This window comes from Microcoleus sp. bin38.metabat.b11b12b14.051 (assembly GCF_013299165.1).
Classification (GTDB): Bacteria; Cyanobacteriota; Cyanobacteriia; order Cyanobacteriales; family Microcoleaceae; genus Microcoleus.
In genome coordinates this window covers 12,770-34,502 of the sequence record NZ_JAAFKD010000045.1, presented here as the reverse complement: position 1 = coordinate 34,502, position 21,733 = coordinate 12,770, and the positions used below count along the sequence as shown (strand labels likewise).

Sequence of the window (21,733 nt, the reverse complement as noted above, 5' to 3'; positions counted from 1 at the left end):
TACCGGCAATCAATCTCCAGACAAAAGCCCCTAATCGATCGTGGGAATCTGCACATTAAATCTCATGAAAATCCGAACCTACGAAATCGGCGACACCGAAAAAATTGTGAAACTTTTCTACGACACCGTACACGAAGTAAATATCCGCGATTACACCACAGCCCAAGTAGAGGCTTGGGCGCCAGCAGAGGCCGATATTCAAATTTGGATGCAAAGTTTAAGCAATAAATGTACCTTTGTCGCCGAAGAAGGGGATACAATCGCAGGTTTTGGAGAATTAGAAACAAACGGCCATATCGATCGCTTTTACTGCCACAAAGACTTTCAAAGACAAGGAATTGGTAAGCTAATTTTAACACAAATTGAGTCAAAAGCCCAAGAGTTAGGACTTAAAAAGTTATTTACCGAAGCCAGCATTACAGCTCGATCTTTTTTTGAATCCCAGGGATTTATGGTGATTAAGAAGCAAGAAGTAGAACGGAGAGGGCAAAAATTTATCAACTTTGCAATGGGAAAAAATATATAAACAAACCATCTTTTGTGTAAAATTAGAATGCAGAGTTGTGTGGAGGAACTGCGATGGTGACGGAAGCGACAAATGTGCTGGGCGGAAAATTAGAAACCTGCTGCACATCACCGATGACAGGATATTATCGGGACGGTAAATGCAATACGGGCGGCGGCGATTTGGGCGCTCACACCGTTTGCGCGCAAGTGACAGAAGAGTTTTTGAAGTACACAAAAAGAATGGGAAACGATTTGAGTACCCCCGTTCCAGATTTTAAATTTCCGGGCTTGAAACCAGGAGATTGTTGGTGTTTGTGTGCTTCGCGCTGGAAGGAAGCAATGGATGCTGGATGTGCGCCCCGTGTGGTTTTGTCGGCGACTCATGTCTTAACTTTGGAATACGTTTCTTTGGACGAATTGAAGGAACACGCTGCTGATTTGTAGGAATGTGCGATCGCCGACTCGTAGGGTGCGTCAGTAACATTATTTGTTCAATAATTCAACAGCTTCTGACTGACGCACCCTACAAAACTTTGATCGCCGACTCGCCGACTCGTAGGGTGCGTCAGTAACATTATTTGTTCAATAATTCAACAGCTTCTGACTGACGCACCCTACAAAACTTTGATCGCCGACTCGTAGGGTGCGTCATTTAGTCATTAGCTACAACGATAAAATTGGTTTGTAGTGAGGACTTTAGTCCGCATCCAAGAAAGGACTAAAGTCCTCACTACAAACATTTTTTATTAATGGTAATTGATCTGACTGACGCACCCTACAAAATTTTGATCGCCGACTCGTAGGGTGCGTCATTTAGTCATTAGCTACAACGATAAAAAATGTTTGTAGTGAGGACTTTAGTCCGCATCCAAGAAAGGACTAAAGTCCTCACTACAAACATTTTTTATTAATGGTAATTGACAGGATACGATATGATTCGCCCTACAACAAGTTTACACATCTGGTAACTTATATTGTCCCACAATCCGCTTAGCATATTCCGGCACATGAGCCTCCAACTTCTCCGGGTAATTCCGCTTCACATACAAATAATTGCGAGTGAAATGAGAATCAATCGAAAAACGGGCATATTCCAAACCCTTCGGCCCAATTCTCTCAATAAAAACCCCCATCAACTTCGCCGCCCACATCGGCAAAGTCACACCTTTTTCATAAGCCGGAATACTTTGCTGAACAGCCTCTTTTCTATTTCCCTGAGACATCACCGGCTGAGTGTTTAGCTGATCCGTTACCAAGTCTAACATCTCTTGCCCGGTGTCATTGCGTACCACAATCCACTGCCAGCCAAAAGGTGCGCCCATGTAGCCCACAACTAAATCTGCTAAGGAATTAACATAATCAAAACAGCTCAAACAAGAAGGAGCAAAAACATCTTTCAATTCCTTAGTATTCAATCCGAAAAATGGCACTTTTTCCGTAGAACCATCTTCGTGTTTGAAGTGAACGTTGAAGTCTTGCATAAACTCGTAAGACACCACCGTTTCAGGAGAACGGCTAGTCGTATCTAGGAATTTCTGCAAGCCCGCGCGGCTGACATTATCGACACAGGGAGTTCCGAGAACATAGAGTTTTTCTAAACCCAGTTCTTTTTCGACTGTACGCAAGGCTTGAATTTGACAGCCGACGCCAATCACTAACAGCCGCTTCATCCCCGACTTTTCGATTTGTTCCAATACTGAAAGGTTGGGAGATAGAGTTGGTTTGTTGACTTTTGCTGCGAGAATTTCTTCGCGGTTTCTGGCAATTATTGGCATCGGTTGAAAGCGGTCTTCTTTAGTATTTTGGACGCAGACAACACCTTCAACAATGCCTTTTTCTAGCATTTCGATCGCGATTGAGCTGACAATTCCCGTCCACTGAGCGCCCTCAATGGGTTCTTTTTTCTTAGCAGCCATCATATTTTGACTGACGCCGAAGTACCAATCATCGGGATTGTCGAGATTGCGCGATCGCCCGTGAATCTCTTCTTCTAGTTCTGCAATATGCTGAGTTAAGAAAGCGCAAGCTTTCTTGACATAATGGATGTAATATGTATCGCACAAACCGCACTCGCTGCAAAGTTCTTTCGCGGGGCGGCGGCTGCCCGGTTTCAGGGCTTTAGATTTTTGGTGTTTAGTCGAATCTGTTGCGGTCATCTAAATTGCGGATTTTATGGAAAAACGGCTTTTGTTAGGATATCACACCCATTCCGGTGATGAAGTATTTGCGCTAATTAAACGTAAAATGGTGTTGGTATTCAGAAAACCCAAAATTAGGGCGATCGCTGGGCTAGCCCCCCTGCTGAAAGCGAGTTTCTCTATGTTATATTTTGGGAGATAAATATCCTTACTCCTTGAGTCCTCGCAGGCGGAGTTTGGCTGTATAGGAGCGAATTTTATTCGCCCGCAATCATTAGTATTGATCCGGATATAACGGGGTATTGCAGGAATAAACTGCAAAATAAAGGTATAGAAAAATGGTAAGATTGTTTGTGACAACAGCCGTCGCTGGCATCATGCTGAATATCGCGATTTCGAGCTTTGGATTTGCTGCTTTGGTTCGCCCTGTTGCTGGTATGAATCAAACTGTTGTCGCCCTAGAAAAAATGCTGAACGCCACACAAAAGCCGGCGGCGATCGACTATTCGCGCTTGGGGATTGGCGGGGTGCGCTTGGGGATGTCTGTGGAAGAGGCGAAACGCAAGTTGGGCAAACCGGAGCGTGACGAAACTAAACCGGGCAGTAAGGCGATCGGCGGCAAGATTCGGACTCTAACCTACTCGAAATTGACAGTAGCAGCTTGGGAAGGCAAAGTTTATTTAATTTCTACTACAAATCCCAAGTTCGCGACACTTAATAGTATTAAGGTAGGAGATAAGAGCCAAAAAGTCCTTAAAACTTACAGTTACGGTTCGCAATCTGTCGAGAAAGGAATCACTAAGTGGACTTACAGTAACAACCAAAAGGCTTCTAATTTGGTTGTTGAACTTAAAGGCGATCGCGTGCAAAAGATTATTGTCGGCACCCAGCTCAACTAAAATATTAGAGGTTTGTAGTGAGGACTTCAGTCCTTCTTACTTCAGGTTCGTAGTGAGGACTTCAGTCCTTCTTACTTCAGGTTCGTAGTGAGGACTTCAGTCCTTCTTACTTCAGGTTTGTAGTGAGGACTTCAGTCCTTCTTACTTCAGGTTTGTAGTGAGGACTTCAGTCCTTCTTACTTCAGGTTCGTAGTGAGGACTTCAGTCCTTCTTACTTCAGGTTCGTAGTGAGGACTTCAGTCCTTCTTACTTCAGGTTCGTAGTGAGGACTTCAGTCCTTCTTATTTCTGAGAATTTTCATAGTAATACCGTTTAGGAAAAATCTTGCTACATAACAATTGTTGGGTTTGTTCTGTTCATTCAATGTGTAAGGTGCGTCGCTATTAGATTTTCGCTCGCGTTTAGAGATTTCAGAGGGCGACACACCCTACAGATACTGGTGTGCGATCGCCCAAATCCTCCTAATCCTCTTCATCATCATCCGACAATTTTGCCATTTTCTCAGCAATTTGTGTCTGAAAAATCCTCTCCGCAATGCACGTTCAGGTGAATTGCAGCACTCAGAAACTCTGCTATAATTTCAGCTTTTTGTCGATCGCTCAAACAAGGTAACTGAAGCTGATGGATTAAAGTAATAACATTTTGACACTCAGTACCCAATTCTTCAATTAACGTACTCAGCGTAGAATTAGTGACAGAAATTGTCCGATCGCTAACTTGCATCTTTATTTATATCGTTTACGGTTGTTTTTGGATGATTTAACCGCAGAGAGCGCAGAGTACACAGAGGAATAGAAGAGAGAGATCAACAAAACAAAGTAGAGACGCGATCTCGCATCTCTACACATATTCCAAAGTAAAGTGCGCCGAAGCGCACCCTACAAATTAGCTGTTCTGAGGAACGGGAGCAGGAACGCTCGAACCCACAGAATTGGTCGGGGCACCAGTCTTAGCCCGCTTCTTGATCAAGATTGGCTTGACGCTGTTTTCTCCACCAATCGGGGGATCTTCTTGTTGAGCGTAATCAGCACCCATCCAAGCCGGACGGCTTTGATCGAAGGCCATTTGCAAAGCAGCAGCCGCGATCGCGTGGGCGTCGTACTCTTCGGACAACTGAGACACCAGAGGTAAGAAAGATGCCATCCGTTCGCCAGCCAAAGCTTCGCGAACTTTACCCTGCATCTTTTCCAACTGACGCGCTTCAATTTGCGCGCGTGTCGGAATGTTTCGTACAGTCAAGCTCGATCGCACGTGGCGTTCAATCAAGCGCAATTTGCGACGATCGACTGGTTGAATCAGCGTGATCGCAGTTCCTTCGCGGCCAGCGCGGCCCGTGCGTCCGATCCGGTGAACGTAGCTTTCTACGCTATCGGGCAAATCGTAGTTAATTACGTGAGTCAAGTGATCCACGTCCAAACCTCGTGCCGCAATATCAGTCGCCACTACCCAGCGGACTTGACATTGACGGAACCGATGCAGCAAGCGTTCCCGCTGTGCCTGATTCAAATTACCGTGATACTCATCAACGCTGTGGCCTGCTGCTTGCAGTTGGCTGGTAAGTTCCGCCGCCGACTGCCGCGTCCGCACAAAAATCAATGCAGATTCTGGGTCTTCCATTTCTAGAATTGGCTGCAAAGCTCTTGCTTTCGACCAGCCGCGGGGAATCATGTACACGCCTTGGCTGATGCGCTTCGGTGTTGCTTTTGGCTGTTCTACGGTGACGTTGACTGGGTTACGCAAATGCCGCGCTACCAATTTCCGAATGGAAGCTTCCATCGTCGCCGAGAAAAATGCTGTTTGACGGTCTTTTGGTGCAGCATCCAAGATTTTTTCCACATCTTGGATAAAGCCCATGCTCAGCATTTCGTCAGCTTCGTCCAAAACTAGCCACTGTACCTTGTCTAGTTTCAGGCTGCCGCGGCTGAGCATATCTAAGATGCGTCCGGGTGTACCGACAACGATGTGAACGCCGCGCTTCAAACGCTGCATTTGGCGATCGATCGATTGACCGCCGTATACCGTCAGAACTTGCAAGGAGCGACCCACTTTTACCGGGCCGTCGCTGCTGATCCCGCTCAAATCGCGGATAGCTTCAGTTACCTGCATCGCCAATTCGCGAGTCGGCGTCAGTACCAATGCTTGTACCGCAGTTACATCTAAATCAATCCGCTCCAAGATGGGCAACGAGAATGCTGCTGTTTTGCCCGTTCCAGTTTGGGCTTGTCCTACAACGTCGCGGCCTGCTAGCAGGTGCGGAATTGCTTGTACTTGGATGGGAGTAGGTTCTGTAAAGCCGAGTGTTTCCAGATGGAGAACGAGTTCTTCCGAAAGACCCAAGCCTTCAAACAATAAATTCATTAATGCTCCTAATAACGAGTCTTAGCCTTCTAAGTCGCCCAACTCGGATGCGGATTTCTGCTCTAGGGCAGGAACTCATCTATGAGTTCTGTACGGTGCTGCGCCTGCGCGCACCTTTTTAAATAGCAATCGAGTATAGGGCAGCTCCGTCGATGGTGACTAAATTTACCGATTCGACAGCCGTCTTTGATTTTGTGACATCACCGATACCAACCGCCAGCGATCGAGTTATCGGCTTCCAACATTCTTAAAATAGTACATTGGACTTCCTTTGAGGTACTTGCAAGCTTTCCCTACGCGGGCTTTTTATAGTGAGGATCATGACCAGCCCCACTTTACTACCTGCATGGTAGTTACAGTTTTGTTGGTTCAGGCGCTATCCCGCAATCCGTCGCCTGCGGGATTCAACAGGGGGTGCAGCGACCGTTACCGCCTATCCATCTCAACACTCTTTCGGGATACCGTTGTGGTGTAGGGCGGACGGCGAAGCAATCTCAAATTCTCCCCGCTTATTTCTGGCTTGCTATCATCATAACTCTTTACATTCAGAAACAAAACATTAAATTCGTTAAAATTCTCCGATCGTTCTGTAGAGATAACCTCACCCCGACGGGGCGGGTCGATTGCCAGAGAGGGGGTAAAAAAGTTTACCAAAGCATAGGGGGTTAAATCCCCTGCCTAAAAACTTCGCTGTCAACTGTCAACTGTCAACTGTCAACTGTTAAAGCCCCTTTTCTACATATCTTTGCACAATCTGGCACTAATTGTTACTTTTCTTGCAGAATCAGCTAATTATTTGTGGCTGGTGTCCGGTTTTTTTCGCCACACGGTCTCAGGCGATCGCTATAGTAACACGCTTGACTTGACCCCGGCCAAAAACGGATACAAGCCTTGGACACTCATGAGGGTCAATCCTCAAATTTTAGACTAAAGTTCCACCCCCACATTTTTCGGTGAAGTCAATTCTTCAATCTAAAATCCAAAATCTAAAATCCAAAATTTACTTGACCGTAGAGGTCGTAGACATCTGAACTCGTAATTTTCACAGGTACGATCGATCCCAGGCGTGCTTCTCCTGTCACATAGACGAGTCCATCTACTTCTGGGGAAAACCGGGCGGATCTACCAATCAACTCGCCTGTCTCTGGCTGTTCTTGTTCTATCAGGACATCAACTACCTGACCGACAGACTCTTGATTCTTTTTCAATGATATAGGTTGTTGTGCCGCCATTACCGAATTGCGGCGCATTTCCATGATTTCTGCTGGTATTTGCTGGGGCAAGCTGAAGGCTGGGGTGCCTTCTTCGGGCGAAAATACGAATACTCCGACGTGATCGAATTCGTGGCGCTTGACAAATTCCAGCAAGTGTGCTGCGTGTTCGTCGGTTTCGCCCGGAAAGCCAACTATAAAAGTTGTCCGCATCACGGCGTTGGGAATTGCTGCTTTGAGCCTATCGACTATAGCATCATTAATCCCAGCTTGAAAAGGTCGATTCATCGCCCGCAGAATTTCCGGGTGCGAATGTTGCAGGGGTAAATCCAAATAAGGCAAAACGTTGGGCGTTTCGCAGATTGCCGCGACAACTTGGGGAGTCAAACCTGTAGGATAGGCGTAGTGCATCCGAATCCAAGGCACATTTACTTCACCCAAAGCGCGAAGTAGTTCGGCTAATTTCGGTTCACCATAGATATCTTTGCCGTAGTTAGTGGTAATTTGAGAAATTAAGATAATTTCTTTGACACCTTCGGACGCCAATTGCTTAGCTTCGGCCACAATAGATTCGATCGTGCGCGATCGTTGATTTCCGCGCAAGTGCGGGATAATGCAAAAAGCGCAACGGTAGTCACAGCCTTCTGCGATTCGCAGATAAGCGACACCTTCCGATGTTGTGCGATAGCGAGGAGTAGTTTCGTCAGCGATGTAAGTAGGTTCACTAGAGACGAGGGAAACTCGATCGCCCTTTTCGACCCTTTGCATCACATCGACAATTTTATGATAGTCGCCCGTGCCGACAATTGCGACTGCTTCGGGCAATTCGTCCAGCAATTGTTGTTGAAAATGCTGTGCCATGCAGCCGGTAATGACTACTTTTTTATTAGCTTCTGCCAATTCTACCAAAGTGCGGACTGACTCTTCTCGCGCAGCTTGGATAAAACTGCAAGTATTGACTACAACATAATCGGCTAATTCTTCATTAGAATCGACTTCATAGCCCGCTTGAGCCAGCAAGCCAATCATGTGTTCGGTATCAATGCGATTTTTTTCGCAGCCGAGGTGCGTAAATGCGATCGTTGGCTTCGTTGCCATGCAGTAATAGTTAGTGTTGCGCTATTTCTAAGAACATTTTATGGTATCACACACGTTGACTGTTGGCAAGGTCTTGGTCTTATTGTCTCAGAAACCGGGTTTCTCGGTAGATTTCTTGTAACTGGCGATTAAACTCGTAGAAACCCGGTTTCTCGGCCTCGCACAGTATCTCAGAAACCGGGTTTATCGGTAGATTTCTCGTAACTGGCGATTAAACTCGTAGAAACCCGGTTTCTCGGCCTCGCGCACCATCTGGTGAAACCGGGTTTCTGCGTAGATTTTTCGTAACTTGTTGCAAAACTCATAGAAACCCGGTTTCTCGGCCTCGCGCACATCTGGTGAAACCGGGTTTCTGCGTAGATTTCTTGTAACTGGCGATTAAACTCGTAGAAACCCGGTTTCTCGGCCTCGCACAGTATCTCAGAAACCGGGTTTCTGCGTAGATTTTTCGTAGCTGGCGATTAAACTCATAGAAACCCGGTTTCTCGGCCTCGCACAGTATCTGGTGAAACCTCTGGCCCAACTTACACCATTTGATTCGAGGATACATCAGGGGCGATCGCCCGACTAGCGTCACCAGCAAGCACCTGCGTAGCAGACGCAGCAGCCAATTGTCCGTAAGAGTTTGCGCCCAAACCATTAACTTGACGCATCAAAGTGCCCATTTCCAGAGCACTCATCGCATAATTCCAGCCCAAATTACTCTTAATTCCGGCCCTTTCCAAAGCTTGCTGCATCGTGTCAGTCGTCACCACCCCAAAAATCACCGGCACACCAGTTTGAAAAGCAGCCGCAGCAATTCCTTTAGAAACCTCACCAGCTACAAAATCGAAATGCGGAGTTTGGCCCCGAATTACCGCACCCAGACAGATTACCGCATCGTAGCGGCCAGAAAGAGCAGCTTTGCGGGCCACCAAAGGAATCTCAAAACATCCTGGAACCCAATAAAAATCAACTTGATTTCCATGAGGATTGATATCAACCCCGTGGCGTTTCAAACAATCTTCACATCCTGCCAAAAGTTTGTTGACAATCAAATCGTTAAAACGACCGATCACAATTGCAAACCGTAAAGATTCTGTCTGAGTAAAACTTCCCTCGAAAACTGCCATAATGTTCTACTTTAGATTTTAGATTTTAATTTTTTAGTTGGCGAGAAGGCAAAATTTAGAAAGCCGAAACATCTCGATCGCAAAAACAGACAAGTTCTGGCTTCATGGGGAATCTTCAGCTTCTACCGGATGCCGAATATCTTCAGATTGCTGATGAATGCCTTCAGCTTTCTACCTTTTACCTTCTTCCTTCAATAGTACGAGGCGAAATTAAACCACCAAAAAGTTTAAGACACCCACTGCAATAACCAGCAAAAACCAGAGACCTGAACCAGCATAAATCAGTGTTTTAGACTGATTCCAGTTTTGGGGAGTGGCATAGGCAACCGGGACGCCAACAACCATCACAAAAGACAGCAGTACCAAAGCTAGTAAAACCACTTGAAACAGAATTGATAACATTTTTTCTCCTTTCGATATAGCCGTGCGTTGTTGAGAAATAGTTTGTGATAATCTGGATAAACATTCCAGATTATAATAGTTTTTGACCCGCTCAAAAACTGGTTCACTTCCCCGACTTAAGTCGTGGAGATTTCCAAATTTTAGACCAAAGTTGAATCTCCCAGATCGATCTGTGGAGTAAATCTAAAATCTAAAATCGTTTGACTGACAGTATCCCGATGGTAATCTGGAAATTGTCAGCGGATGGATACGAAAGAGCCACCGGACATTCGGGCGTTGCGCGAACAGGCGCCAGCGGTTCTTGAGATTTTTACCAATTTTATCATTGTTCGCTGCTGCACAGAAAACTGGATTCGATACTGGCTGAAGCTTAAGTTAAACAGTCCAGGTCGCATTAAACCTCAGAAACCGGGTTTCTGGCTCGATTTCTCGTTCCTCATCGCAAATTTTTCGTAGAAACCCGGTTTCTAGCCCCCTACGTCAGTCCTGCTACAGTGCACAAAAGACCTCAGAAACCGGGTTTCTTTGTAGATTTCTCGTTCCTCATCGCGAATTTTTCGTAGAAACCCGGTTTCTAGCCGCAGCGTCAGTGCTATTACAGTCCGATCGCCCGATCGCGTATCAGAGCACGAGAAATTGCTACTCTGGGATTGAGAGATGCGGGATTTTCGGCTATGGACTTAGTTTTGTGCCACACAACAGCAGATTTTGACAGCTTGGGGGCGGCGGTGGGACTTTGCGTGCTGCGCCCCGGTAGCAGAATCGTGCTGACTGGCGGTTGTCACCCGACGGTTAGGGATTTTTTGGCGCTACACCGCGATGAGTATCCAATGATCGAACGTCGATCGGTCAATCCGCAACAAATTCGATCGATTACTATAGTAGATGCTTCGGGGCGCGATCGTTTAGGCAAAGCCGCCGAATGGTTAGACTTACCACACATCAACGAAATATCGGTTTTTGACCATCACCTACAAGCCGATTTGGACATTCCCGCTACTGTCACCCAAATTGAAGCAGTCGGCGCCACCACTACATTAATTGTCGAAAAACTCAAAAAAGCCGCAGAAAACGGCGACATAACATCCCGCCTGGTACCTTCAGAAGCCACAGTCATGGCCCTCGGTATCCACGTCGATACAGGTTCCCTCACCTTTGAGGGCGCAACCGCGCGAGATGCAATAGCTTTAGCGTGGTTGATGGAACAGGGAGCGAGTTTGCGGGTAATCTCGGAATATGTAGAACCCGGTTTGTCTCCGCAATTGCAGGATTTACTGAGAGAAGCGTTGGAAAATTTGCGATCGCAAACTTTGCATGGTTATACAGTAGCTTCAGTATTACTATCGACTGAATCTTACGTGCCCGGACTTTCGGCGCTGGCTTCTCGCTTGCTCGATTTAACTGAAACCGATGCTCTACTTTTAGGTAATGTCTATAAATTGAGCGAAAACGACAGCAATCGCAACATCGCTGAATCCGCAGTTTCCAACCGCTTAGCTATTATCGGTCGATCGCGCATCGAAGGCACAAACCTCAGCGAATTGTTCAAACCTTTCGGCGGTGGAGGGCACGCCCGCGCCGCCTCCCTCGCCACCCGCGATGTTGACGCCCTACTGACTTTAAATCAATTAACCGACCAACTCAAAGCTCAAATCCCCCACCCACCAACCGCCCGCGAATTAATGTCATCCCCAGTGCGGAGCATTCGCCCGGAAACCTCCGTAGCAGAGGCTCACCGTACCCTCCTACGCTACGGACATTCGGGGTTATCGGTGGTCGATACGGGCGATCGACTGGCGGGTATTATCTCCCGTCGCGACATTGATATTGCGCTACACCACGGTTTCAGTCACGCCCCAGTTAAGGGTTACATGACTCCGCAGCTCAAAACCATCGCCCCGGATACCTTGTTACCAGAAATTGAAGGTTTAATGGTGACATACGATATCGGGCGTTTGCCGGTGTTGGAAAACGGCAAACTGGTAGGAATTGTGACTCGCACTGATGTGTTGCGGGAATTGCACCAGCAAAAAGCCCGCGATACGAGTAGTAATTCTCAATTGTCCGATTATCCTGTATCTGAGTCGGTTGAGCAATTGTTGCGATCGGGCATTAGTAGCGAATTATGGCAATTATTGTCGATCGCGGCCAACATTGCACGAGAGCGCGGCTGGCAACTTTATATTGTCGGTGGAGCAGTCCGAGATTTACTGTTAGCGAAGGATGATAAACTGGCGCTCACAGACATTGATTTAGTAGTTGATGGCAATTGCGGCACAGACGATTCCGGCGCCGGTGTCGAATTAGCTTCAGCACTGCAAAAGCTTTACCCAGACTCGCGTTTAGACATTCACGGTCAATTTCAAACCGCCGCCTTATTGTGGCACAAAGACTCTGCTTTCGGTTCCCTGTGGTTGGATATCGCTACTGCTCGTACTGAATTTTATCCTTATCCGGCTGCAAATCCTGAAGTTGAAGCGAGTTCGATCCGTCAAGATTTGTACCGCCGAGATTTTACAATTAATGCGTTGGCTGTGCGGTTGGGTGTTCCTCGCAGTGGCGAATTGTTGGATTTTTTTGGCGGTTTGCTAGACTTGGAAGCGCGACAAATTCGAGTTTTGCACGCTAACAGTTTTATCGAAGATCCGACGCGGATTTATCGGGCTGTGCGGTTTGCGGTGCGGCTGGGATTTTCTATTGAGTCGCAGACTGAAAAATACATCCGTCACGCTTTGGAAAGCGGGATTTATTACCGCATTCAGGGGGAAAATGGCAGAGCTCCGGCTTTAGAAACTCGCCTCAAAAGTGAGTTAAAGTACATCTTGCAAGCTCCTTACTGGCAGGTTGCTTTGCAAATGCTCGGAGATTTGCAGGCTTTGCGCTGCATTCATCCTACTCTAGATTTGGATCGTCCGTTGTGGCGCCGGTTGCGTTTACTCGATCGATGTTTTATCAGAAGGAAGAAGGAAGAAGGAAGAAGGAAGAAGGAAGAAGGAAGAGGGAAGAAGGAAGACGAAAGAGGGAAGAAGGAAGACGAAAGAGGGAAGAAGGAAGAAACAATGCCCAATGCCCAATGCCCAATGCCCAATGCCCAATTCCCAGTTATCAATATTCCCGATTGGCTGATGCGGCTGGAAGTTGCGATCGCTTATTTAGCACCGGAATATCGAGTTAAGGTGGCTACAAATCTTCAGTTACCTACTGACAGTATTAAGCGGCTGGAAGTTTTGGAAGCTGGAAATCAGGAATTAACAAAGGGTTTACTGAAGTGTAATTTACCCAGTCAATTGGTTTTTCTGTTGAGGAATTATGAGTTGCCGCTGTTAATTGCGATCGCCCTCCAAAGCCCCCGAAGTGCGCGCCGCCAGATTTGGGAATACCTCACCCGCTGGAAAAATGTTGAGTCTCCTTTAAATGGCAACGATTTGAAGGCTTTGGGTTACAAGCCCGGGCCTGGGTTTAAACTGATGTTGGATGATTTGTTGGCGGCGAGGTTGAATGGCGATTTGGGCGATCGGGCTGCTGCTATCTCTTTCTTAGCACAACATTATCCTCAATAGACTTGCATTGCACTCATTCCACCACGATCTTGCAATTATCTGCGCTGCATCTGTGTTCATCTGCCTTAAATCTGCGGTGACTGTATCCAACGCCGAACTTTTTCCTTGTTTATTCACAAGCCATCGTCGCACATTATAAATATTCTCATAATTAACGTGAAAACCCAGCGCCCCCCTGCTTTAATCGCAATTGTCCTTTACAAAAGTTTTGTTGCTTCCCTGCTGACAGTAACTTCGATAGCCTTGCTTTTGGCACTTAAAAATCATGAAGCTTTGGAAGATTTTTCCGAGTCTTTTTTCTTAGAAACCAAACTAAAAATAGTCGAATATTTATTAGATAAAATTCTAAGTCTTAAGCAAAATACCTTACTATTTAGCGGGGTTGCCGCCGGACTGTATGCAATTATAACTGCTGTAGAAGCCATTGGTTTGTGGTACGAAAAAGGCTGGGCAACCATCTTAGTGGTAGTGCTGGTAGGAATTAGTATACCACCAGAAATATATGAGTTATTTCATGGTGTCACCGTACTTAAATTAGTGGCATTCATCTTAAATGTGGCTGTGCTGTGGTACTTGCTGCACCATTTGCCGACACACGGCAAAAAAGCTTAAATTTGACCGCAGTTAGCGATCGCCCCATACCCGATTCTTAACGTTTTTTGCCCGTACAGAGCTTGTAAAAGAATTTGTTTAAAGCATCTCCCTTGCAGCTATAGCAATCAATACAGCGGTGAGGACATAAATAACCTCATGAATAGAGCCGATATCCCATAGCAGAAACCGTTTGATTTCCTTGACGAAGCAACTCTTCGACTTCGCGAGCGCGCAAGCTGTCCACTCTTCGACTCCCCTCGACTTCGCGGGCGGGCAAGTCGCTTTTCGCGCTCTTCTGTCAAGCGGTCAACTGTCCACTGCTATAGAACCCATTTGACATCTTTGAGTTTTTGGGTTGGGTGACGAGAAATACCGAGATTAACTCGGTTTCTGAGATTTACACCCGGGGCAAGAAACCGGGTTTCTACGAGTTTTTGGGTTGGGTGACGAGAAATACTCCTAGAAACCCGGTTTCTGAGATTTACGCAGAATAGATCTCAAATGGGTTCTATAGAAGTCGCCCTCAACTGTCAACCCAACTACCGCGCTCTTCAGGCTCTTCTGTCAACTGTCAACTCTCAATTGTCTTAACAATCGCCAATTATCTTAACTCACAATTCTGTTAATAAGTCAACTAAGATTTTAAATCTTTACAATCATGGAAGTTTTGTAAAGATTTGCTAAACAAAAAAGGGGTGATACCCCCCATGATTTATATTAAGAGCATATAGATGCACCCTGATGGCTTTCCCGTTCCACAAGAGCGGGATTTTTATTGCCAAAATATTGTATTAAGATTTAACAGGGTTGGTATAGAAAGATACTTCAAGCCCTGACAAGTATTGGTGAAAAATTCCCAGAACACGATCGCCCGCTCTCCAAAAACTCCGACTAAAACCCAAAACTAGGGCGCAGGTCGATCGAATAGGGAGCCTCAAGGAGCGAAATGACCCAAAGGCGGTAGCATAGTTTGGGAACCGGCATCAACTAAAGATGAACTTAGCGCCAGCAACAGCCCTGCAACAGGGCAAATATCAAATTAACGCGACTTTAGGCATAGGAGGGTTCGGCATTACTTACCGAGCTGTCCACACCCGTTTAAACCAAACCGTCGTACTCAAAACCCTCAACGAAAGTCTGCGCCAACACCCAGCATCGGCGCAGTTTCAGCAGCAATTTCTTGCCGAAGCCCGACGCCTGTCTCGATGTCAGCATTCCAACATCGTCAGGATCGTGGATTTTTTTGAAGAAGCTGGACAATCTTTTATCGCGATGGACTACATTCCGGGCAAAACTCTCGCCCAGATAGTCGAAACCGGTCAACCGCTGCCAGAAGCCCAGGCCCTGCACTACATCAGGCAGATAGCCTCAGCGGTAAGTAAAGTTCATGACAGCGGATTGTTGCACGGAGACATCAAGCCAGCAAATATTATCCGGCGAGCCGATTCTCATCTAGTAATGTTGATAGACTTCGGCGTTGCTCGCGACTTTAGCGCCGGCACCAAACAAGCGCACACTAACTTACTGTGTCCGGGTTACGCGCCGATCGAACAATACCTCTATGACGGTAAATGTACGCCCGCCACAGACATCTATGCGATCGCAGCCACCCTATATTACTTGCTCTGCGGCGTGCCACCCGTAGCAGCACCCCTGCGCGATCGAATTGGGCTAGCTCAGTTGCGACAATTTCAACCCAACCTCAGCCCCCAAATCGAGCGAGCAATCCTTCAGGGACTCGAAACCGACCCCGACAAACGCCCTCAGACAGTAGAAAATTGGCTTACCATGCTGCAACAAAAAGAGCGAGTACCAGCAGAGAGAACCAGCAAGCAAAGTCTGCGATTGCCCGCACCTCCCCCGCCGCAGTTGACTTTGCTAGCATTTGTGGTGACGGCTGCAATTGCAGGGTGGATGGGTTTTGACCTCGCATGGCGCTACAACAGCAGCAGTGTCAGCAGCAATGGCCCCAAAACTCAATCTTTCCCATCCCTGGAAGATTTACTCAAATCCCAAGATATGTCAGCGCCGATGTTTGGCGAGCCCTCAGTCGAAAGCAGCCCTGTGCCGCCGCTCGTACTCAACAAACGTCCCAAACCAACCTCAGACAGCAGCAACATTCCAGAACCGATCGAGTCCCCAGCCGCTAGCGATCGAGTTTCTGAGTCTCCAAGCCCAGAAACGAACGCCGCAGAGCCGTCAGCGTCACCTTCGGCATCTCCGACTCCCGATCCCGAACAGCAGCTTTCTGAGTCCCCCATTCCCGAAGCGAACACCCAAATCGAGCCAGCACCCAAACCAGCTCCCGCACCGGTACCCTCCGTTGCACCCCTGCCCCCCGAATCTCCCAGCTACTCGTCCCCCACACCCGCACCGCCTGCTGCTAACACTGCTGACACCCTGTCGCCGTCGGAATCTTCCCCGCCAGCCCCGCCAATACCCGCCTCCCCTGAACCTGCGATACCGAGCCGCAGCGGCAGCAATTCCGATAGTTCGATCGCGCCTTACTCGCCGCCTCCTGTTCCAGAACCGACTGTTCCTGTTCCAGAACCGACTACAAATTAGGATTGTTTGGGTTTCTTAAATGTACCGATCGATACTTGGTTTTATGACTCATCGAAATCCATTTATTATCCAGAAAACACTGTTTTTTTAACCCACATACTATCGTTCATACTCGATAAAATTGGCATTTTTTTATACAGAAATTGTGGTTAATAGTAATTTTTAATATGGTGAACTACACCGTAAAAATTGCCTAATTATCAATCGCTATTTACCCGATAGGGGCGACAATCAAAACCCCTGCTATTCGGAAAATAGATAATTTTTTGGATGCTAAAGCAGTTCGAGATATCATATCGGGTATTGACCAATTAATCCCTCAATCACGAAATCACCAAATCACCAAATCTAAAATCGCATAACCTGTACCTCACATTTTTGAGACTCGGGTATATATTTGAGGAAATTAAATCTATATGTCGCTCGCCCGAGGCCACCGAGACAACCTAGCTAGACCAAAGCTGAGAATCCAACCCGTTGTCTCGGTGGGGCCCGGGATCGTTCGATCGCGCCCCCTGAAAAAAGTTGTTTGTTTCGCACGCGGCCAGGGCAGCGCATCATTTTTCCCAAACTTCCTGTCTTTGGGAACAAGCACCATCGGGGATAAGCAAGTTATAATTTGTGGCGGAAGCGCACAGAGATTTTTTTTATGAGTAAACCCCCCGTTCATGCCTTTTTTGTAGGCAGAGCACTTGCCGAAGCACTGTACGAGCAATTAGAAAGCGCAGCAACCAACGCTTTCTCAGAACTCGGCAAATTTGACGCCGAGCAAAGAGAACGCCTGCGGCAGTTCACCGATCGAGTTGTGGAACGGGCGAATCGAGCAGCCGATGAGGCTACCCAGACTAGAACTGGCACTGCAACTACCAGCACTACCATAGAAGACATCCATCCGGGCGAGCTGCAAGCGACTATTGACGAGCTGCGCGCCGAAGTGGCATTGGTGCGATCGGAATTACAGCGCTACCGCAGCAGTTTGCCCTAACGCGCCGCCGACTCCCCACAAGGGATAGCTGCGCTTCACAACGATCGCAACAACCAACTATTGACTGATTTCTATGCGAGCGCAAAGCGATGCGCTCCTGCGCTCCTTCCTTCCTGCCATCAAAACAACTTAAAATAAGCAATTTGGGAACCCAAGTGTCTGCTCTCCTTGATGACTCTGTTAATCGCCAGCGCTCCCTCAAGCAGGCTGCCGAGGCCGATGAGCCGAAAACTGCTAGTAAATCCTACAAAAGTAAAGCTTATCGCTGGAATCGCGAAAAATACTCCCGGCAGCGGCGCTTCTTCGACATTTGGGCCTTTGTCCTGTTGTGGCTGTCTTCGCTGTGGCTCGACAGCAAAAACTGGAGCTACTGGGGAGGCGTGACTGAAGAAAAGAAAGTTGCCAGACGGCGCTTTCAAGCAATCTGGGTGCGAGAAACCCTACTGGATTTGGGCCCGACTTTCATAAAAGTTGGACAACTATTTTCCACCCGCGCTGACTTGTTTCCAGCAGAATTTGTTGAGGAACTTTCTAAACTCCAAGATAAAGTGCCTGCTTTCAGCTACGAGCAGTTAGAGGTAATTGTCGAACAAGATTTGGGCAAGACTGTTGGGGAACTCTACCGCAGCTTTGACCCCGTACCCCTGGCCGCTGCCAGTTTGGGTCAGGTACACAAAGCTCAACTGCATTCAGGCCATGAAGTAGTGGTTAAGGTACAGCGGCCTGGACTGCGAAAGCTGTTCGAGATCGATTTGCAAATTCTTAAGGGAATTGCCCGCTATTTTCAAAACCATCCTAAGTGGGGCCGCGGCCGAGATTGGCTCGGGATTTATGAGGAATGCTGTCGCATTCTCTGGCTGGAAATTGACTATCTCCATGAAGGCCGCAATGCTGATACTTTTCGGCGCAATTTTAGCGACTGCGACTGGGTGCGGGTGCCTAGGGTTTACTGGCGCTACGCGGCTCCGCGAGTCCTGACTTTGGAATACCTGCCGGGAATTAAAATCAGCCACTACGAGGCTCTCGAAGCGGCCGGGATCGATCGCAAGTTAATCGCTCAGTTGGGCGCCAAAGCTTATTTGCAGCAGTTGCTCAACGACGGCTTTTTTCACGCTGACCCCCACCCCGGCAATATCGCTGTTAGTGCTGACGGCTGTCTGATTTTCTACGATTTTGGCATGATGGGTCAAATTCAGTCCAACGTCCGCCAAGGACTGATGGAGACTCTCTACGGCATTGCTTCTAAGGACGGACAGAGGATTATGGATTCTCTGATCGAATTAGGTGCTTTGGTGCCTACGGGTGATATGAGTCCGGTGCGCCGATCGATCCAGTATATGCTGGATAACTTCATGGACAAGCCTTTTGAAAATCAGTCCGTGGGCGCCATTACAGACGACCTTTACGATATTGCCTACAACCAACCTTTTCGCTTCCCAGCTACTTTTACCTTTGTGATGCGAGCTTTTTCCACCATCGAAGGGGTGGGCAGAGGCTTAGATCCAGAGTTTAATTTTATGGAGGTGGCACAACCTTTTGCCATGCAGCTTATGAGTAATGGAAATGGCTATGACGCTAGTGGCAGCATTTTTAACGAAATCGGCCGTCAGGCGGCTCAGGTGAGTTCGACTGCTTTGGGTTTGCCGCGCCGGATTGAGGAGACGATTGACAAGCTCGAACAGGGTGATTTGCGAATTCGCGTCCGTTCCGCCGAAACAGAGCGCTTGCTCCGCCGCATGAGCAGCGCTCAAGTCAGCACGAATTACGCTATGTTGATGAGTGCTTTTACTGTCTCGGCAACAATTATGTTTGTCAGCAATCTAGTCTGGCCGGCTGCGGGTTTGGCAGTGCTGGCGGCTGGTGCGGGGTTGGCTATGGTGCGCGTCTTCAAGCGGATCGATCGTTTGGACAGGATGTCATAATTTTGCAATGTCAAATTAGCAATTTTAATTTGAGATTTCTCACCAGCCAAAATTTGAAAAGTGAACGTTCAGTTTTGGCTGGCCAACCACAGATTTGTCAGCTCGATTAGCATAACAATGAAAGTTCGTAGTGCGGACTTTAGTCCGCAGCCTTGGAGCGGACTAAAGTCCGCACTACAAACCTTAATTATTGCGGTCAATCGACCCGATATGATAGTTTAAGCCGGAAATCTTCTCGATGTTTAGGGATTTTTGAATTGATTTTGGCAACAGCCAGTTTAGCTTGGCGTCGCTATTTTGTAGCCTGATATTGTTGGCGATATAATTTGCATTATTTGCGCTTCAGGTTTCCTTCGTGTTTTCTAAGATGTCGAGGGTTAAGTGCTTTGCTCGCATCCTTGATTAACCAACTGTTTAAACCTTGGAATAAATAGGATGTTAAAGCATAACATCCGGTATTTGCGAGTTACAACCTCTATATTTTGTTAAGAAACTAGATTTCCGATTCTACATCAGGTAAGGAACCAAAATTTAATAATTTAAACACCTCATATAATCCTTTTTCCTATAAGCTGCGATGTATAGCAACCGCCACGTCGGTGAGGACATAAATAACTTCATGAATAGAGCTGATACCCGTGAGTCATCAATGGTTTGATTCGGGTTATGCAACTGTCAACTGTCCACTCTTCGACTTCGCTCTTCGGGCAAGCTGTCAACTGTCAACTGCTATAAAACTAGGCTATTTCTAAAAATATTAGTTATCCGGTTATTCCTGGTAACAGTAAAATCAATTAAATTATTGAATTTTCATTCCTAAGTGCCAAGTTGTATATTTAATGACATGACCAATGAAAAGTGAAAATATTATCAGTTTTGGTGCGATCGCCAAAAACCCGGCTTCTTTCGAGAAGAAACCGGGTTTTGATCTAATCTATGGGATAGATTTCAATCTATAGAAATCATGCTGAGAACCCCGGTCTTTCAAGCCGGGGATGAAAGCTAGTGGCAGCTTTTAAGCTGCGAGTCAAGATTTTGCACTCTTCGGGGAATACACCTACAAAACGCTATATAATTTTGTAGGAGGTGATTGAACCATGTTGAGTTTAACTTACGAGTATAAGGCAATGCCCACGGGGGAGCAAGTTCAGCTCATCGAGCAGACTTTAACGGTTTGTCGAAAAGTGTGGAATTTTGCCCTGCGTGAGCGCAAAGACTGGATTAATTCTCGTAAGTGCCCGATCAACGCTTGTTCAATTACTTCGGAATACATCATTCCTGCGGACGCACCCTACCCAAACTACTATGAGCAAGCCAATACGTTAACTCGCGCCAAAACGCAATATCCAGAACTTAAGACTGTCAACGCGCAAGTGTTGCAACAGGTTTTGAGAAAACTGGAGACTGCGTTTGTGGATATGAAGCGTAAAGGCATGGGGTTTCCTCGGTTCAAGAACCGTTATCGGCTGCGGTCATTTGTTTATCCGCAATTGGGTAAAGCTCAATTCTTGAAAGGGAATCAGATCAAGTTACCGCAGTTGGGATGGGTGGATTATGTCAAGTCGCGTGAGATACCCGATGGCTTCGTGGTGAAGCAAGTTCGGGTTGTGCCCAAGGCTTCGGGGTACTCAGGGATGCTGACGCTGGAATCTGATGTGAGTGTGCCTGATCCCGTTCCTTGGGGGCATCCACGCGGGATTGATTTGGGTCTAGATAAGTTTGCGGCGACCTCTGATGGTGAATTGATTGATCGTCCTCGGTTTCTCAAGACTCTGCAACGTGAGCTTAAATTGCTACAACGCAGACTGAGAAACAAGAAGAAGGGTTCTAACAATCGCCATAAGCTGAATCAGAAAATTGCCAGGTTGCATCAGCAGATATCGGATACTCGCAAGGATTGGCATTTTAAGTTGGCTCACAAGCTTTGTGACGATGCTGGAATGCTGTTGGTCGAAGATATCAACTTCATCTCCTGGGCAAAAGGGATGCTGGGCAAACATACCTTAGATGCTGGGTTTGGGCAATTTGTTTCAATCCTGGAATGGGTGTGTTGGAAACGGGGTGTTTATTTTGCCAAAGTGAACAAGGATTACACCTCGCAAGTTTGCCCTAATTGTGATGCTCACACGGGGAAGAAGGACTTGAGCGATAGGCTTCATGCTTGCCCGGAGTGTGGATACACCACCCATCGGGATGTAGCAGCAGCGCAAGTGATTCGTAATCGGGGTGTAGAGAGCCTGTCTGCGGTGGGACGCATCGTGGACATAAAAGAAGTTGCCTGTGGAGGCGGTCTGACGGGGACTGGTAACAGTCTAGTTAAGAGCCAAAGAGACAGGAAGAAGGGTTACGAAGCGCGGCTTCAGCCCGCTTCGTAACATCCTT

17 protein-coding genes are annotated in these 21,733 nt (G+C 47.2%); 11 read left to right on the top strand and 6 right to left on the bottom strand.

Annotated elements, in window-relative coordinates; translation table 11 throughout:
• Window positions 1–64 precede the first annotated feature (64 nt).
• Both QZW47_RS28405 and QZW47_RS28400 read left to right on the top strand, forming a co-directional pair.
• Entirely contained in the window at window positions 65–526 is a 462-nt protein-coding gene (locus QZW47_RS28405) for a GNAT family N-acetyltransferase (protein WP_293135247.1), read from the top strand.
• A 53-nt stretch (window positions 527–579) separates the two neighbouring features.
• Complete coding sequence (locus QZW47_RS28400; RefSeq protein WP_293135244.1) at window positions 580–951, top strand: DUF2237 domain-containing protein; 372 nt, start codon at window positions 580–582, stop codon at window positions 949–951.
• Window positions 952–1,460: 509 nt separating this feature from the next.
• Here the strand turns inward: QZW47_RS28400 and QZW47_RS28395 are convergent.
• Complete coding sequence (locus QZW47_RS28395; RefSeq protein WP_293135241.1) at window positions 1,461–2,663, bottom strand: Coenzyme F420 hydrogenase/dehydrogenase, beta subunit C-terminal domain; 1,203 nt, start codon at window positions 2,661–2,663, stop codon at window positions 1,461–1,463.
• A 16-nt stretch (window positions 2,664–2,679) separates the two neighbouring features.
• On the opposite strand from QZW47_RS28395, the gene QZW47_RS28390 reads away from it, so the two are divergent.
• Window positions 2,680–2,847: a hypothetical protein gene (locus QZW47_RS28390; protein ID WP_293135238.1), complete on the top strand. Its 168-nt coding sequence runs from the start codon at window positions 2,680–2,682 to the stop codon at window positions 2,845–2,847.
• 136 nt (window positions 2,848–2,983) lie between these two features.
• Complete coding sequence (locus tag QZW47_RS28385) at window positions 2,984–3,544, top strand: hypothetical protein (RefSeq protein ID WP_293135235.1); 561 nt, start codon at window positions 2,984–2,986, stop codon at window positions 3,542–3,544.
• A 501-nt stretch (window positions 3,545–4,045) separates the two neighbouring features.
• Here the strand turns inward: QZW47_RS28385 and QZW47_RS28380 are convergent.
• The 5 genes from QZW47_RS28380 to psbZ form a co-directional block, all read right to left on the bottom strand.
• Window positions 4,046–4,267, bottom strand: a complete 222-nt coding sequence (locus tag QZW47_RS28380) for a hypothetical protein (RefSeq protein WP_293135232.1) — start codon at window positions 4,265–4,267, stop codon at window positions 4,046–4,048.
• 162 nt (window positions 4,268–4,429) lie between these two features.
• On the bottom strand, window positions 4,430–5,902 hold the full coding sequence (locus tag QZW47_RS28375; RefSeq protein WP_293135229.1) for a DEAD/DEAH box helicase: 1,473 nt from the start codon (window positions 5,900–5,902) through the stop codon (window positions 4,430–4,432).
• A 986-nt stretch (window positions 5,903–6,888) separates the two neighbouring features.
• The gene (rimO, locus tag QZW47_RS28370) at window positions 6,889–8,211 is read right to left on the bottom strand and encodes a 30S ribosomal protein S12 methylthiotransferase RimO (RefSeq protein WP_293135226.1); all 1,323 of its coding nucleotides are present in this window, start codon (window positions 8,209–8,211) and stop codon (window positions 6,889–6,891) included.
• A 524-nt stretch (window positions 8,212–8,735) separates the two neighbouring features.
• Window positions 8,736–9,323, bottom strand: coding sequence for a 6,7-dimethyl-8-ribityllumazine synthase (ribH, locus tag QZW47_RS28365; RefSeq protein WP_293135223.1), 588 nt, complete (start codon window positions 9,321–9,323; stop codon window positions 8,736–8,738).
• A gap of 210 nt (window positions 9,324–9,533) precedes the next feature.
• Window positions 9,534–9,725: a photosystem II reaction center protein PsbZ gene (gene psbZ / locus QZW47_RS28360; RefSeq protein ID WP_293135220.1), complete on the bottom strand. Its 192-nt coding sequence runs from the start codon at window positions 9,723–9,725 to the stop codon at window positions 9,534–9,536.
• A gap of 674 nt (window positions 9,726–10,399) precedes the next feature.
• Here psbZ and QZW47_RS28355 point away from each other — a divergent pair.
• The 7 genes from QZW47_RS28355 to QZW47_RS28325 all read left to right on the top strand — a co-directional run bounded on the left by QZW47_RS28355 (window position 10,400) and on the right by QZW47_RS28325 (window position 21,726).
• On the top strand, window positions 10,400–13,285 hold the full coding sequence (locus QZW47_RS28355) for a CBS domain-containing protein (protein WP_293135217.1): 2,886 nt from the start codon (window positions 10,400–10,402) through the stop codon (window positions 13,283–13,285).
• A gap of 156 nt (window positions 13,286–13,441) precedes the next feature.
• Complete coding sequence (locus QZW47_RS28350; RefSeq protein ID WP_293135214.1) at window positions 13,442–13,897, top strand: DUF2127 domain-containing protein; 456 nt, start codon at window positions 13,442–13,444, stop codon at window positions 13,895–13,897.
• A gap of 341 nt (window positions 13,898–14,238) precedes the next feature.
• Window positions 14,239–14,373, top strand: a complete 135-nt coding sequence (locus QZW47_RS28345) for a hypothetical protein (RefSeq protein WP_293135211.1) — start codon at window positions 14,239–14,241, stop codon at window positions 14,371–14,373.
• 499 nt (window positions 14,374–14,872) lie between these two features.
• On the top strand, window positions 14,873–16,444 hold the full coding sequence (locus tag QZW47_RS28340; RefSeq protein WP_293135207.1) for a serine/threonine protein kinase: 1,572 nt from the start codon (window positions 14,873–14,875) through the stop codon (window positions 16,442–16,444).
• A 649-nt stretch (window positions 16,445–17,093) separates the two neighbouring features.
• Window positions 17,094–17,429 (top strand): DUF6825 family protein, encoded by a 336-nt coding sequence (locus tag QZW47_RS28335; RefSeq protein ID WP_293135204.1) that lies wholly within the window; start codon window positions 17,094–17,096, stop codon window positions 17,427–17,429.
• Between the two features lie 155 nt (window positions 17,430–17,584).
• On the top strand, window positions 17,585–19,351 hold the full coding sequence (locus QZW47_RS28330; protein WP_293135201.1) for an AarF/ABC1/UbiB kinase family protein: 1,767 nt from the start codon (window positions 17,585–17,587) through the stop codon (window positions 19,349–19,351).
• 1,097 nt (window positions 19,352–20,448) lie between these two features.
• Complete coding sequence (locus QZW47_RS28325) at window positions 20,449–21,726, top strand: transposase (RefSeq protein WP_293135198.1); 1,278 nt, start codon at window positions 20,449–20,451, stop codon at window positions 21,724–21,726.
• The last annotated feature ends 7 nt before the right edge of the window (window positions 21,727–21,733 follow it).

What these genes read in the sequence shown, in the direction of transcription:
- QZW47_RS28405 (WP_293135247.1), top strand. Translation starts at nt 65, where the DNA reads ATGAAAATCCGAACCTACGAAATCGGCGACACCGAAAAAATTGTGAAA.
- QZW47_RS28400 (WP_293135244.1), top strand. Translation starts at nt 580, where the DNA reads ATGGTGACGGAAGCGACAAATGTGCTGGGCGGAAAATTAGAAACCTGC.
- QZW47_RS28395 (WP_293135241.1), bottom strand. Translation starts at nt 2,663, where the DNA reads ATGACCGCAACAGATTCGACTAAACACCAAAAATCTAAAGCCCTGAAA.
- QZW47_RS28390 (WP_293135238.1), top strand. Translation starts at nt 2,680, where the DNA reads ATGGAAAAACGGCTTTTGTTAGGATATCACACCCATTCCGGTGATGAA.
- QZW47_RS28385 (WP_293135235.1), top strand. Translation starts at nt 2,984, where the DNA reads ATGGTAAGATTGTTTGTGACAACAGCCGTCGCTGGCATCATGCTGAAT.
- QZW47_RS28380 (WP_293135232.1), bottom strand. Translation starts at nt 4,267, where the DNA reads ATGCAAGTTAGCGATCGGACAATTTCTGTCACTAATTCTACGCTGAGT.
- QZW47_RS28375 (WP_293135229.1), bottom strand. Translation starts at nt 5,902, where the DNA reads ATGAATTTATTGTTTGAAGGCTTGGGTCTTTCGGAAGAACTCGTTCTC.
- rimO (WP_293135226.1), bottom strand. Translation starts at nt 8,211, where the DNA reads ATGGCAACGAAGCCAACGATCGCATTTACGCACCTCGGCTGCGAAAAA.
- ribH (WP_293135223.1), bottom strand. Translation starts at nt 9,323, where the DNA reads ATGGCAGTTTTCGAGGGAAGTTTTACTCAGACAGAATCTTTACGGTTT.
- psbZ (WP_293135220.1), bottom strand. Translation starts at nt 9,725, where the DNA reads ATGTTATCAATTCTGTTTCAAGTGGTTTTACTAGCTTTGGTACTGCTG.
- QZW47_RS28355 (WP_293135217.1), top strand. Translation starts at nt 10,400, where the DNA reads ATGGACTTAGTTTTGTGCCACACAACAGCAGATTTTGACAGCTTGGGG.
- QZW47_RS28340 (WP_293135207.1), top strand. Translation starts at nt 14,873, where the DNA reads ATGAACTTAGCGCCAGCAACAGCCCTGCAACAGGGCAAATATCAAATT.
- QZW47_RS28335 (WP_293135204.1), top strand. Translation starts at nt 17,094, where the DNA reads ATGAGTAAACCCCCCGTTCATGCCTTTTTTGTAGGCAGAGCACTTGCC.
- QZW47_RS28325 (WP_293135198.1), top strand. Translation starts at nt 20,449, where the DNA reads ATGTTGAGTTTAACTTACGAGTATAAGGCAATGCCCACGGGGGAGCAA.